Source organism: Vreelandella arctica, from assembly GCF_037070215.1.
Classification (GTDB): Bacteria; Pseudomonadota; Gammaproteobacteria; order Pseudomonadales; family Halomonadaceae; genus Vreelandella; species Vreelandella arctica.
This window is the reverse complement of sequence record NZ_JBANSN010000004.1, coordinates 243,767-256,533: the sequence shown is the minus strand read 5'-3', so window position 1 is coordinate 256,533 and position 12,767 is coordinate 243,767. Positions and strand designations below refer to the sequence as shown.

At 49.1% G+C, this 12,767-nt stretch carries 16 protein-coding genes; 9 read left to right on the top strand and 7 right to left on the bottom strand.

Features of this window, described 5'->3' with window-relative positions; translation table 11 throughout:
- Positions 1-57: 57 nt before the first annotated feature.
- Positions 58-1,344 carry a PHA/PHB synthase family protein gene (locus tag V8L70_RS05690; protein ID WP_336269043.1) on the bottom strand — a complete coding sequence of 429 codons (1,287 nt, stop codon included), beginning with the start codon at positions 1,342-1,344 and terminating at the stop codon, positions 58-60.
- Positions 1,345-1,777: 433 nt separating this feature from the next.
- Here V8L70_RS05690 and V8L70_RS05685 point away from each other — a divergent pair, with 433 nt between their 5' ends.
- Complete coding sequence (locus tag V8L70_RS05685; protein WP_101147155.1) at positions 1,778-2,281, top strand: Hsp20/alpha crystallin family protein; 504 nt, start codon at positions 1,778-1,780, stop codon at positions 2,279-2,281.
- A gap of 61 nt (positions 2,282-2,342) precedes the next feature.
- A complete protein-coding gene (locus tag V8L70_RS05680; RefSeq protein WP_101147156.1) occupies positions 2,343-2,993 on the top strand; it encodes a BON domain-containing protein in 651 nt (216 codons plus the stop codon).
- Between the two features lie 328 nt (positions 2,994-3,321).
- Here the strand turns inward: V8L70_RS05680 and V8L70_RS05675 are convergent, their stop codons facing one another.
- The gene (locus V8L70_RS05675) at positions 3,322-3,501 is read right to left on the bottom strand and encodes a DUF1326 domain-containing protein (protein ID WP_332870661.1); all 180 of its coding nucleotides are present in this window, start codon (positions 3,499-3,501) and stop codon (positions 3,322-3,324) included.
- Positions 3,502-3,797: 296 nt separating this feature from the next.
- On the opposite strand from V8L70_RS05675, the gene V8L70_RS05670 reads away from it, so the two are divergent.
- Positions 3,798-4,298 (top strand): hypothetical protein, encoded by a 501-nt coding sequence (locus V8L70_RS05670; protein ID WP_101147158.1) that lies wholly within the window; start codon positions 3,798-3,800, stop codon positions 4,296-4,298.
- Between the two features lie 58 nt (positions 4,299-4,356).
- A complete protein-coding gene (locus V8L70_RS05665) occupies positions 4,357-5,016 on the top strand; it encodes a GGDEF domain-containing protein (RefSeq protein ID WP_336269042.1) in 660 nt (219 codons plus the stop codon).
- Positions 5,017-5,028: 12 nt separating this feature from the next.
- On the opposite strand, the gene V8L70_RS05660 is transcribed toward V8L70_RS05665, so the two are convergent.
- Entirely contained in the window at positions 5,029-6,045 is a 1,017-nt protein-coding gene (locus V8L70_RS05660; protein WP_336269041.1) for an IS30 family transposase, read from the bottom strand.
- 31 nt (positions 6,046-6,076) lie between these two features.
- On the opposite strand from V8L70_RS05660, the gene V8L70_RS05655 reads away from it, so the two are divergent.
- Both V8L70_RS05655 and V8L70_RS05650 read left to right on the top strand, forming a co-directional pair.
- The gene (locus V8L70_RS05655) at positions 6,077-6,469 is read left to right on the top strand and encodes a GGDEF domain-containing protein (RefSeq protein WP_336269039.1); all 393 of its coding nucleotides are present in this window, start codon (positions 6,077-6,079) and stop codon (positions 6,467-6,469) included.
- Between the two features lie 126 nt (positions 6,470-6,595).
- Complete coding sequence (locus V8L70_RS05650) at positions 6,596-7,363, top strand: DUF3750 domain-containing protein (protein ID WP_101147160.1); 768 nt, start codon at positions 6,596-6,598, stop codon at positions 7,361-7,363.
- A 70-nt stretch (positions 7,364-7,433) separates the two neighbouring features.
- Here V8L70_RS05650 and mntR read toward each other — a convergent pair whose 3' ends face one another.
- Positions 7,434-7,913, bottom strand: coding sequence for a manganese-binding transcriptional regulator MntR (mntR, locus tag V8L70_RS05645; RefSeq protein ID WP_008956454.1), 480 nt, complete (start codon positions 7,911-7,913; stop codon positions 7,434-7,436).
- 157 nt (positions 7,914-8,070) lie between these two features.
- Between mntR and V8L70_RS05640 the strand changes: the two genes are divergently transcribed.
- Genes V8L70_RS05640 through V8L70_RS05630 form a run of 3 tightly spaced genes read left to right on the top strand, consistent with a single transcriptional unit; the run spans position 8,071 to position 10,763 of the window.
- The gene (locus V8L70_RS05640) at positions 8,071-8,991 is read left to right on the top strand and encodes a metal ABC transporter substrate-binding protein (protein WP_101147161.1); all 921 of its coding nucleotides are present in this window, start codon (positions 8,071-8,073) and stop codon (positions 8,989-8,991) included.
- 6 nt (positions 8,992-8,997) lie between these two features.
- Positions 8,998-9,816, top strand: a complete 819-nt coding sequence (locus tag V8L70_RS05635) for a metal ABC transporter ATP-binding protein (protein WP_008956452.1) — start codon at positions 8,998-9,000, stop codon at positions 9,814-9,816.
- Positions 9,817-9,833: 17 nt separating this feature from the next.
- A complete protein-coding gene (locus tag V8L70_RS05630; RefSeq protein WP_008956451.1) occupies positions 9,834-10,763 on the top strand; it encodes a metal ABC transporter permease in 930 nt (309 codons plus the stop codon).
- Between the two features lie 43 nt (positions 10,764-10,806).
- Here V8L70_RS05630 and V8L70_RS05625 read toward each other — a convergent pair whose 3' ends face one another.
- From V8L70_RS05625 to V8L70_RS05615, 3 genes are read right to left on the bottom strand one after another with little or no spacing between them, the layout of a single operon-like run.
- Complete coding sequence (locus tag V8L70_RS05625) at positions 10,807-11,160, bottom strand: P-II family nitrogen regulator (RefSeq protein ID WP_008956450.1); 354 nt, start codon at positions 11,158-11,160, stop codon at positions 10,807-10,809.
- Positions 11,150-11,965, bottom strand: a complete 816-nt coding sequence (umpB, locus tag V8L70_RS05620; protein ID WP_101147162.1) for a Na,Li,K/H(+) antiporter subunit UmpB — start codon at positions 11,963-11,965, stop codon at positions 11,150-11,152. The genes V8L70_RS05625 and umpB overlap by 11 nt, the downstream gene beginning before the upstream one ends.
- Positions 11,962-12,729: a DUF1538 domain-containing protein gene (locus tag V8L70_RS05615; RefSeq protein WP_101147163.1), complete on the bottom strand. Its 768-nt coding sequence runs from the start codon at positions 12,727-12,729 to the stop codon at positions 11,962-11,964. The genes umpB and V8L70_RS05615 overlap by 4 nt, the downstream gene beginning before the upstream one ends.
- Positions 12,730-12,767: the final 38 nt, after the last annotated feature.

Genomic DNA, 12,767 nt, shown 5'->3' with positions numbered 1-12,767 from the left:
GCGATTCCGGAAAACTGCCCAAAATCGGTCACGATAAAACGGAATGCGCGGTCACCATCATCCAGAACAGACGGTCACGTTCAAACGGAATGGGCGGTCACGATAGGGCGGAATACGCAAGGCGAGAAGGTCGTTAATGGGTTGCCTTGTGCCTAACAAATACTCGTTCACGGCCCGGGACCAGATTAAATCGTTGGAGCGCAGTATCTGGAATACCCCTGACATTTGTTTCGTATCGAGAATGCCCTGAGCCCACATTAAGTCTTCAAGGAAAGCGAGCTGCTTTTCATCAATAAAAAGCATTAGTTCACCAGCTTCTCGGAAGTCCGTTTGTGCGGCGAAGAGTGTCATTGAGGCCAAGCGGTTGGCTCCATTTCTGGCCATCGCAGAAGCGGTAATGGCCAACAGGGTGCCGCCCAGGCAGTAGCCTACCGCATGTATTTTCTGACTAGGAAATAAGTTTTCGATGACATCGAGACTCGCCAGAATGCCTTGTTGCCGATAGTCATCCATTCCAATATCGCGATCTTCGGCCGTTGGGTTGCGCCAGGAAATTATAAAAACCGTATGGCCATGATCGACTAAGTACTTAACAAGCGAGTTATGGGGGGACAAATCCAGGATGTAATACTTCATGATCCATGCAGGCACAATGAGTATAGGCATCACATGTACTTCTTCTGTAGTAGGGGTGTACTGGATTAGCTCGATCAGATGATTGCGAAAGATAACCTTGCCCGGTGTAATTGCTACATTTTCACCAACGACATACATTTCAGAACCCGCTGACCTTTTGCCGAGATAGTGGTTTTGGATATCTTCACAGTAGTGCTGCAGCCCTTGTATTAAGTTGGCTCCAGCGCTCTCAACAGTTTTTTGGAGCACCGCGGGATTAGTCAGTAAAAAATTGGAGGGCGAGAACACATCAAGCCACTGGCGGGCACCGAATTCTACTGCCTGCTCGTGATGCAGGGATAAGCCGCGTAGTCCGGTGGTGGCGTTATGCCACCACTGCTGTTGAAGAAGGAAGCCCTGATAAAGCAGATTATAGGGGAAGTAACGCCAGGCAGGGTCACGAAAACGACGATCCTGGGGCAGGGGATCAATACAAGCTGTGGCATTGGGGTCGAAGGCCGAATGGCTGGCCCAAGACAGCAAGCGTAGCTGTTTCTTCATTGCTTTTTGTACTAGATGAGCTTGAGTTCCAGGAGAAGTCTGGAGGCTTGATAGCCAGTCCAAGTAAGTCAGCATGGCCGATGTAGGAGAAATGCCGAGTGTTAGCCCTGCCAGTGATGCTCGTACCAGCCTGTCCAAATGTTGGTATTGTGTCTCATCATAAAGCATTGTTATTAACCCTAGAAACTGAGCGTTAATTTATCTAACAATAACACTTACTTACCTTTACTGGTTCACTTTACTCGAGTGCCAAGTGACGCTGATGCCACTGTACTTTAAGCTGTCCGTATATATAACAAAAGCAATATCGAAAAATTATTGTGATATGAGTTCTATTGATAGGTTTAATATGAGTTCAAATTAGCTGCTACACAATAATTTTACTACCATTTTATAGGTGAGTTGGCGTGAAGCTGGTTTTAATTGCTCTGGATCAAGTTTTTTGCGTATTAGTGCTTTTTGATTACATGTGTCACCTTCTAAATAAAAATGTTTGCGCTATAAATATACCATGGCTTGTAATGTAGCCATTGAGAAAAAGAAGAATAAAAATGCAATTTAGCCTTTTTCTTAAGTAAAAGAAATACATAGGAGTAGTGTCATGGAAAAAGCAATCAGCAAGCCTGTAATGGCGGAAAAAGATACGGACTCACTTTCCAGTAAGCGCTCTTTAAGCCCGCTGGAAGAGTTTGATCGTATGATAGAGGGTTTCTTCGAGCGCAGCTGGATGAAGCCCTTTTTCAAGGAAGACTTAATAAAAGAACGGCTAGGTTTTTTCGGTCAACATAACCCTAAAGTTGACATCATTGATCGAGACACAGAAATCGAAGTGCGCGCTGAGATGCCAGGGGTTGACCGGAAAGAAATAGACCTGGAAATAACCGAACACGCCGTGATGTTGAAAGGCCAGCGTTCTGGAGAAACCCAGGAAAAACAGGATGAGTATTACCATTCAGAAATTTGGCAAGGTGCCTTTTCTCGGACGATTGCCTTGCCAGTAGAAGTGGATACTAAACATGCTGAAGCTAAATTTAAAGACGGCATATTGACAATCACCATGCCAAAAGCCAAACAGGCTTTACGGCGCAAGCTTGAAATCAAGTAGGTAGAGTGAGTATTTCTACGTAATAAGAAGATTTGCTTGCAAAACTGAAGGAGTACTAAGGATGCCAAAGTCAGATAGTCAAATTCAGAAAGATGTGCTTGCCGAACTCGAGTATGAACCCACTGTTCGTGCTTCGAATATTGGGGTAGAGGTTAACGACGGCATTGTGACATTAGCAGGCCATGTAGATAGTTATGCAGAGAAGTGGCATGCAGAAATGGCAGCGCAGCGAGTTAGCGGTGTTAAAGGCGTTGCCGTTGAAATGGATGTAAAATTGCCTGGGAATAACAAGCGCACTGATGCGGATATTGCTCGTGCGGTTAAAAATACGCTGGAGTGGAATGTATACATTCCAAATGACCCATTAAAGGTAATGGTTGAAGACGGTTGGGTGACGCTAACCGGCGAAGTCCCCTGGGAGTATCAACGGCGTTTGGCTGCTAGTTCCATACGCTACTTGACAGGGGTTACGGGTGTGAGTAACCAAATCGTTCTCAAACCTAAGCCTACCGCTGCTGCTGTCAAGGCCGATATTGAGGCCTCACTTAAACGTAGAGCTATCCAGGATGCCAATGCGATCAAAGTCGAGGTGCACGATCACGACGTAATACTAAGTGGCAAGGCACACAGCATCGCGGAAAAAGACTTAATACACCATTCTGCATGGAGTTCGCCCGGCGTATGGAAGGTAATAGATGATATAAGGGTTTGAAGGCGATAAGTAATAAAATTTCAAAACGTAGAATGGTCATCGAATCGCTAGAAGGGTTCGATGACTCTATCTTCTGACTGCCGTTTTTTGTTGAATTGATGTTCTCTATCACTATATCCGCTCGTTTGAGACGCTGGGTGAACCGGTCCCAGTCTAACTGCCACCAGGCGAGACACCTCCCGCCCCCTATGTGGATTTATCCCGGAGTTATTTATCGACGAGATGGCTACGTAAGAAGGATTTTGTCGTGGCGCTTGCCGTAGCCCCACTTCATAATCGACCCAGCTATCGTATGGTAGCGTCGGTGAAGACCTAAATAATTTATTAGCTAGCAGATAGTGCCTTCAACCATAGGGCCGGGGGAATGAAGGGTGATGACCACCTTCCTATCGCCAATATCCACCGCCTCGAACTGACCTTGGGTAATGTGCCAGCTAAGACGCTGACAGGCGTGGGCTATCGTCTGCGTTGAGAGACCGTCATCAACTATAAGCTTTAAATTTATCATTATTAATTAATGAAAAATATTTACGGCTAATGCTTTTTTATTAATTAAGTTAAGCGTAATGATGTTTTTCTTGCTATTTTCATTTATAAAAAATACCTTATATAAATTATGGTTTGTAAATTTTTTTATTTATTTAATGTCCATGATGATTTTTATTTATTTAATTTACGTTAACTTTTTATTACTGGCTGAAAAGCTAACATATATCATAGTAACTGAGCTTTGTTCCGCTCTAAGATAATTTTTTTAAATCCTCCCGGCCTTGAGATGTTTTATACCCTTAGAGGGCTTTGCCAATGGTTAGCTTAGCAGTACTTAGTCCCCTGCCTCAGGATCAAATAACCTTAGCTTACTCGCAAGAGACACGTGAGTTGTATCGCTATCGTGGGTTGGCACTTTGCTTTCTGCCCTTTGATCCCCCCGTTAGCCGTTTGATGAGCGCCATTGGTATGGAGTGCGAACATAGGATTTTTAACTTGCAGGAAGTGGCAAGGCAGATGGAGTTAGTTCTTCCTTCAACTATTAGCCAGCTAAGAGAAATGTCCTTTTTAAATAAAAATAGCAGGCATTTTTTCGTGTTGGATGAAACTATGGGTAGGCAGGTTCTTCTTGACGCTGAAGAGGCGGCTGAAACGTCGCATACATTCTTTAGCAGGCTATCGGAAACCAACGCGATTCCTGAGTTACAGCAACTGTTATCTACCTTTGTAGCTCAGAAATATAGTGAGTATCACGTCGTAAAAGAGTGTCGTGAGCAATGGAAGAACGCTCTGTATGCGCTGGGTTGTGCTTCATAAGCTGTGCCTTATAAAACAGATAGCTGTTTATTTGCCACTACACTCATGGTGGGAGTGCGTGTCTATGATCATGCCAATACGGAACAACCCTGGTTTTCAAGATTATTTTGGTGATGATGCCGACTCAATGTTGAAGTTCCTTTGGGATTTTTTTCCTGCATCAATGATAATTATTCGTTTTGAAGAGCCGGGTAATTTTGTCGTCGAGGCAGTCAACCCCACTCAGCAAGCTATGTTAAGCAGCAAAAAGATATACGTGGGGGAGCATCTATCCCATATATTTCCTGAATCGTTATGTGATGAGCTCATTGCAAATTGTGGTCACTGTGTAGCAGACGGAGTGCCGGTTCGTTACGAAATGGCTGGTGGATACATTGATGGGGAATATCATCAGACCGACTGCCAGATCCTACTCAAACCTATTAGTACTCTTCAAGGAGTAATTACTCATTTGCTCTGCATCGTCAATAACCCAAACAATTACAGCCGTTCGAAGGTGGCTCATTATTCCGAACTAGAAATAGAGCGTCGGGTGATGGAGCGTACCGATGAATTGACGGCCGTTAATCAGCAATTAAGCTACTTAGCGACTCATGATTGGCTCACTGAAGCGTTTAACCGCCGTCATCTTCTTGAGTTAGCGACGACTGAGTTCAAGCGAGTTTACCGTTATGGGTTATCACTCGGCCTGTTAATGCTGGTTGGATGCAGACTCTGAGTGCAACACTCGTTAATGAACAGCGGGTGGATTGTCTTGATGCTTCGCTAACAGCTCACCCAGCACTTCAATCGGACACCTAAAGTCAAATCGCTTCCGAGGTCGCATATTCAGCTGTAGCGCAATAGCATCTAGCTCTTCTTGAGTGTGCCGAGAGAGATCGGTTCCTTTCGGTAAATACTGTCGTATCAGGCCGTTGATATTTTCATTGCTACCCCGTTGCCATGGGCTATGTGGATCACAAAAGTAGATAGCAACGCCCGTTGCCTGGGTGATGTCCGCATGTTTGGCCATTTCCCGCCCCTGGTCGTACGTCATGCTTTTACGCGCCGCTAGCGGCATCCGGTTGAGCGCTGCGCTAAACCCTTCCACCGCCGAGGTGGCCGTTGCATCGTTGAGTTTGGCTAGAATGACGTATCCACTGCTTAGTTCGACTAGCGTGCCAACCGCAGAGGCATTGTTCTTACCTTTGATTAAGTCGCCTTCCCAGTGTCCTGGCATGGCACGCCTTTCGATCTCTGGTGGTCGAAGGTGGATGCTCACCATATCGGGTATTTGCCCACGCCGATCAACCTGGCCACGACGAGGTTTACGCGTTGATTTACCTTGGCGAAGGCAGTGGATCAACTCTTTCTTAAGCTCACCCACAGGTAACGCGTAAATGGCGCTGTAAATCGTCTCGCGACAAACGTAAGCATCTTCAAATCGGGGCATGATCATGCGTCGGAGCTTGCCTGCGATTTGCTCTGGAGACAAGCGGTGGCGGAGCATATACATGACCAGCTCAAAGCGACCACTGCCCAGAAGCAGCTTGGGCTTAGGGCGGCAAGCAACACGCCTGGTACAACGATGGGTGTGTGCATGACGAGCATGGTAAGTACCGCGCTGAGTTTGATTGCGACGTACTTCGCGGCTGATGGTGGATGGAGATCGTTGCAGCATATTGGCTATTTGTCGGAGGCTCATCTCCTGCCAAAGACTGACCTGAATGGTGGAACGCTCTTCGATACTGAGTTCTGTATAAGCCATAAATCCAACACCTTACTAAAATTTTAAGGTGTTGCACTCAGTTTCTGCGGCCAAGCTGGATATTGATCACTTTAAGTCAATCAACGATGAAAAGGGCCACGCCGCTGGAGATCAGGCGTTGCAAACGGTGACTCGCGCAATACGAGCGACGGTTCGTAACTGCGATTTGGTCGGGCGCTATGGCGGTGATGAGTTCATCATCGTGTTGCCCGAAACCGATCTCCATGGAGCCCGCGTAATTGCCGAGCGGTTGAGCAGTACACTGCAGGGAGCTGAGCTATTTATCAGCATTGGCCTCGCCACGCTAGAGCGTAATGACCAAACGATTGATGATGTGATCAACCGCGCGGATCATTTATTATTGAGCGCTAAGCGAAATGGTCGTAACCGAATAGAAAGCGCTTCCCTTACCCTTATATCTTGATGGCTGGCGTTTAGTGGCTACTATATTTAGCTTCCTTGATTAACGCCTACCTCATGTCTTCAATATACGCTTGCGTCCAGCTAGCTATCGCGGTACTACAGTTATCTCTTAGCTTTGGATAGCTCGATGAACAAAATGCTGCTGCGATGGCTGCTCACTCTCGTAGTGCTTTTAGCGCTGCTGCTAGTAGGGCCTGTATGGATATTGGCAAGTAATCAAGTGGTAACAGAAGGGCATTGGTCATCGTTGGATCGCACCTCTGCTGGGATCGCCCCAGACCCAGCAGCGATCTCCGAAGCCGTGGTGCAGGTCTATTCTGCCCGCGCCTATAATTGGCGTGGGGCGTTTGGCGAACATATCTGGATTGCGACGAAAGCAGAGAATGCTGATAGCTACCGGCTGCACCAAGTGTTGAGCTGGCGTCGCCCTACGGTAGTCTCTTCTATTGATACCCCTGATCGTGCCTGGTTTGGTAACCCGCCCACGCTGCTGGCTGATTACCGCGGTGGCGCGGCTGCACAATTAATACCCAAGATTGAATCCGCTGCTGCTGACTACCCTCAAGCCGACCTTTATCGCGTATGGCCCGGGCCTAACAGCAACAGTTTTATCGCTTGGGTGATTCGTGAAGTACCAGACTTTGAGGTGACGCTGCCCGTTACCGCTATCGGCAAAGATTATATTTTCAACGGTGTTTTGGCGCCTGCGCCAAGTGGCACGGGGTACCAGCTCTCATTAGGCGGGGTGGCCGGTATTATGCTGGCGCAAGAAGAGGGCATTGAAATTAATGTTCTCGGCTTGAGTTTTGGTATTGATGTGATGCGTCCTGCTTTGAAGCTGCCAGGTATAGGGCGCCTTGGGATGCCCGCACGAGTAGCGAGCGGTGAGCTTTAATTTTCTGCAACCTGCGCTTATCCCATTACAGGGGCCTTGACGTTTAAACAGATAGCTTCTTAATGAGCATTTAGCTTTTCTGCTGCTGCTCGGTAAAACGCTGCATTATATCCAGCGTTTCATCGCTCACGTGGTGCTCCATGCCTTCAGCGTCAATACGAGCAGTAGCATCTTTGACCCCCAGCGCGCGTAAAAAATGCAATACGATATCGTGTCGCGCGCGTGAGGTTTCCGCCATTTTCTGGCCTGCCTCGGTCAGAAACAGAGAGCGGTAGGGCTTGCTAGTCACCAGCTCAAGCTCATTTAGGCGCCTGATCATTTTAGATACGGTTGCCTGACTAACCGCCATGCGGTTGGCAATGTCCGCCGCACGCGCTTCGCCACGATGCGTCAGTAAATCCCCAATCAGCTCAACGTAGTCTTCAATCAGCTCGGTTTCATGGGCATTACGCACCGTTGCATACTGCTGAGCATGCTGCTCCACGGGCGGAAGGGCATCACCATGAATGCTTGGGGCGGTTAATGAAGCGTTCGGATTAGAATCAGTCATTGGCAAATTATATCGGAAGCAGTGGCAATAATCATTGGATCGTACTTGGGATAGTAGCCTATTTTTACGCAACATTGTTAGCCAAGGCTAAACTATTTGCACAGTGCTTTATTTTTGAGCTACAGTCTACTTATCAGTAATGCGAAAGGGATGAATAATGAATAAGCGCAATCTTTGTATAGCTTTGAGCCTGTCGCTGTGGTTAAACGCAGCAATGGTGAATGCTCAGGGTGAGGATGTTGCGCCATCGCCTTTGAATGTTGCCGTAACGTTTTCCGTGCTTGGCGATATTGTTACCCGCGTGGCGGGGGAGAATGCCAACGTATCAGTATTAACCCCGGTTGGTGCGGAAGTGCATGAGTGGGAACTGACCCCAAGTAATTTTGCGGCCTTAGAAACAGCAAACATCGTTTTCTATAACGGTTACCAGTTGGAGCAGTGGATGCCCCAGGTGGAAGCAACCCTTGTAGATGGCACGCCGCTAGTGGCGGTAGCTGAAGCTTCTGAGTACCCCACTCAAACCATTATTACCGGCGATATGGAAGGCGATGTCGATCCCCATCTCTGGATGGATCCGCGGGCTGTTGCTACCTACGTTCAGGTAATTGCTAACGAGCTAGAGCATGTACTTCCTCAGCGGGCTGAAGAGTTCCAGCAGCGTGCTGAGGCGTTGAAAAAAGAGCTGCATACGCTGCACGTTGAACTTCAAGAGCGCTTAGAAGCGATACCTGACGAACGGCGGGTATTGTTAAGTAGCGAAGCTGCCTTTTTATATTTCTCAGATGCTTACCATTTTGAACATGACGGCATCTGGGGCACCAACGCTGAGACCGAGGGCTCGCCCCGTCAGCTTATGCGAGTGGTGGATATGATCAATGAGCGCCAACCCGCCGCGCTGTTTTGGGAAAGCACTATTTCTGACCGCCATGTGACCAGTTTGGCGCGGGATACAGGCGTTAAAGTGGCTGGGCCTTTATATGTGGACTCATTGAGTGAGCCAAGTGGTGAAGCTGGCGACTATTTCACCATGATGCGTCACAACGTTGAGTTGTTGCGTCAGACCTTGGCAACCGAGTAAATAGCGATGGCAACTACCTCCCCTGTGGCGATTGAGATCAAAGGCCTCTACGCGGCCTACCAGCGTCAGCCGGTGCTTGAAAATATTAACCTGCGTTTTCCGGCAGGCCAATGGACCGCTATTGTAGGCCCGAACGGGGCAGGGAAATCGACACTTTTTCATGTGCTTACCGGTAGCATGAAGGCACTGCGTGGCAGTGTTCAGGCGTTTGGTGAGCCGATTTCGACGCACCGTAAAGCGGGACATATTGCTTATATGGCTCAGCGCGAAGCGATTGAATGGGATTTTCCTGTCTCGGTCTGGGAAACTGTGATGGGTGGCCGCTATGGGCATATGCGTCATGACCCCTTGTGGCGGCGTCTGTTGCCTTCACGTTGGTATGATTGCCGCCATGGCGAGGCTGTAAAGAGCGCGCTAGAAGCGGTGGATATGCTGGCGTTGGCGAAACGCCCGATTGGCGCGCTATCCGGTGGGCAGAAAAAGCGTGTTTTACTTGCCCGTACGCTTGCTCAGCAGGCCAATATTTTACTGCTTGATGAGCCACTGGCGGGTGTAGACCCACCTAGTGAGCGGTTGATTTTAGACGTGCTGGCCGGTGAGCGAGAGGCTGGACGTACGGTAATTATGGTCACTCACGATATGCCAGGGGCACGGCGCCACGTCGACCATGTGGTGTTGATCAATCGTTTTATTCGTGGGGTAGGCTCGCCTGATGAGATGCTCAGCGATGCCAAGTTGGCTGAGCTTGCAGTGAGCTCCACCGAGCAGTCGGCGAATGATGTGCAGGTCGATAAAGCATCTTCCTTAACGGCAGCGCAGGGGTAACTAACGTGGCAGAACTAATGGCAACACTTGGCCTGTTTGGCGATGCGTTGGTGAGCGGGCTCATTGCCGCCATCATGGTTATTGTCAATTTATTTCCCGCTAGCATTTCAGATGCTTTCCAGTACGCCTTTATGCAGCGCGCCTTATTAACCTCGGTGTTGGTGGGGGCTATCTGCGGTATTTTATCCTGCTACGTGGTGCTTAAGCGCTGGTCACTTCTAGGCGACGCGATCTCCCATGCGGTGCTGCCGGGGGTGGCCATTGCCTATCTGTTAGGCTGGCCCTTCTTTATTGGCGCGTTTATTACTGGCGCGCTGACCTCAGTGGGCATTGGTGCGATTGAGCGCCACACGCGAATCAAATCCGATGCGGCCATGGGATTAATGTTTACCGGTGCTTTTGCACTGGGCATTGTGATTATCAGCAAAATCGCCTCCAGCACCCACCTGATGCATATCCTGTTTGGCAATGTGCTGGGTGTTCAGCAATCGGCACTATTGCTGACCTTAGTGGCCAGCGTGATTGCCTTGCTGGTGGTGTGGCTCGCTTATCGGCCGTTGCTGCTCTACGCGTTTGACCCCCAGCAGGCTCAGGCGCTGGGTTTCAATACCAGCGTGATTCACTACGGTTTGATCTTGCTGCTGACGCTTACCATCGTGGCGAGTTTAGAAACGGTGGGCATTATTTTAGTGGTCGCGATGCTTATTACTCCAGGCGCCACGGCGCACTTACTCACGGACCGCTTTAAAACCATGATGCTGATTTCAGTGGGCGTGGGCGTTAGCTCAGCGGTCATTGGGCTGTGGCTTTCTGTGGTGTTGGACGTTGCTTCTGGCGGCACCATTGTATTGGTCGCTACCAGTTGGTTTTTTATGGCGCTGCTTTTTTCGCCCAAGCAGGGTGTATTGATGCGCCAATGGCGTCGCTGGCGCATGGGCCAGCCTTAGGGAACAGTGTCAATTACTTACAAAAAGTAGGGCGTTGCGAAACTTATGGCTGCGCCTGATCGGCCGATTCGGAAAGTGATTTAATCTGGTTTTTTACCCCTACGGCATCCTCTACATCGAGCTGAAAAGCGATACCCGTGCCAGGTGTCTCATCAAATTCGCCCACTTGGGCAATCGCCTCAAGAATATGGCGGCTGCGGTGCTCCTCCGCCAGGAACAGCAGCATATCCCGTTGTGCGGTAATCTCCATGCCAAAAATTCCGTGGGCTTTATTTAACCCTTCGCCTCGGGCGTTATTGATCACGGTGGCGCCCGTAGCACCTGCATGGCGTGCGGCTTCAATAATGGCATCGGTTAGTTCGTCTTCCACCATGGCGACAATGAGTTTAAAACGCATCGTGATCTCCTTTTCCTACTAGTTTGCTTTTTAATGGCGTTGAGGTCTTGGCTGTGCTTCGTCGTGTGGCCCGCCATTGAGCAATTTGGGCATAACCCATTACGGTAATAATAGGAAATAAACAGGCAAGAGCGATCATGCCAAAGCCGTCCATTACCGGGCTACGTCCAGGAATTTCTGTTGCAAGTCCTAATCCTAACGCGGCAATAATCGGCACCGTTATGGTAGAAGTAGTGACGCCACCTGAGTCGAATGCCAACGGAATAATGGATCGCGGCGAACGCAAAGTTTGAACAATGACCAGCAAGTAAGCGGCGAATACGAACCACTGCAACGGCCAGCCCATTACAATACGCCAAGTACCCAGCGTGATCCCAAAAGCCATACCAAGTGCAACCGCAATGCGCAGCATCAATGGGTCAATCGTGCCGCCTGAAATCTCACCTGCCTTCAACGAAACCGCAATGAGCGATGGTTCGGCAATTGTCGTACTGGCGCCAATAGCAAAGGCGAAAATATATACCCAGTAATAGTCACTCCAATGACGCTGGGCCCCTTCGGCTAAGCTTGGCAAAAATTCATGGTTAGTGAGCTGGGTGGCCATTAACTCACCCATTGGAAACAGTGCTTGCTCTAAGCCGACTAAAAAAAACGACAGCCCCACCCAAACCATAAGAAAACCGACCAAAACCTGCGGCAGGCGCTTTACAGGCTTACGAATGACCAAGAATTGGAAGCCGAAAACGATTGTAGCGATAGGCAGGATATCCAGCAGTGTTCCCCAAAAAGTGACGATAAGCGTCATGGAGCGACTCCTGGTATCAGATGGATGCCGACAATGCCAAATACCAGCACAAAAATAATCGGCATCACTGATGCCAATGCAATCAGGCCAAAACCGTCGAGCATCGGGCTGCGGCCTTTTATCGAAGACGCGAGTCCTACACCCAATGCTGTCACCAGCGGCACCGTGATGGTCGAGGTTGTCACTCCGCCTGAGTCATAAGCGATGCCAATCATCTCGGCGGGGGCAAGCAGGGTTAACAACAGTACTAGCACGTAGCCGGCAATAATCATTAAATGCAGCGGCCAGCCTTTAAAAATGCGTACCACGCCTATTACTACCGCTACGCCGACAGAAGCAGCCACTACCATACGCAGCGCAAAGGCAAAGCTGTTTTGTGCACTAATGCTGTTATCAATAATACCGCCTTGGGCAACAACTTCAGCCGCACGGGCAGCGATGGCGATCAAGGCAGGCTCGGCAACGGTAGAGCCAAGCCCCAATGCAAAAGCAAACACTAGCAGCCAAGTTATTGAGCCTTTTTTTACAAATGCTCGCGCTAGGTTCTCGCCCAGGGGAAATAGTCCCAGCTCAAGTCCTTTAATAAAGAGAGTTAGGCCTACGACAACAAACACCAGGCCTAGGGCCAGATCTATCAAAGCGAGGGAGTCGGGCAGTGGCTGACGAATAACCACGAGTTGGAAAAACGCCATCACCAACACCACCGGCGCAAGGTCGCGCAGGCTATCTTTAAGTTGGTGAGCGAGCGATACCACAAGATCCATTAAATCTTCCGCGAGTCAGGGGATAGCAGTGCTGAAGC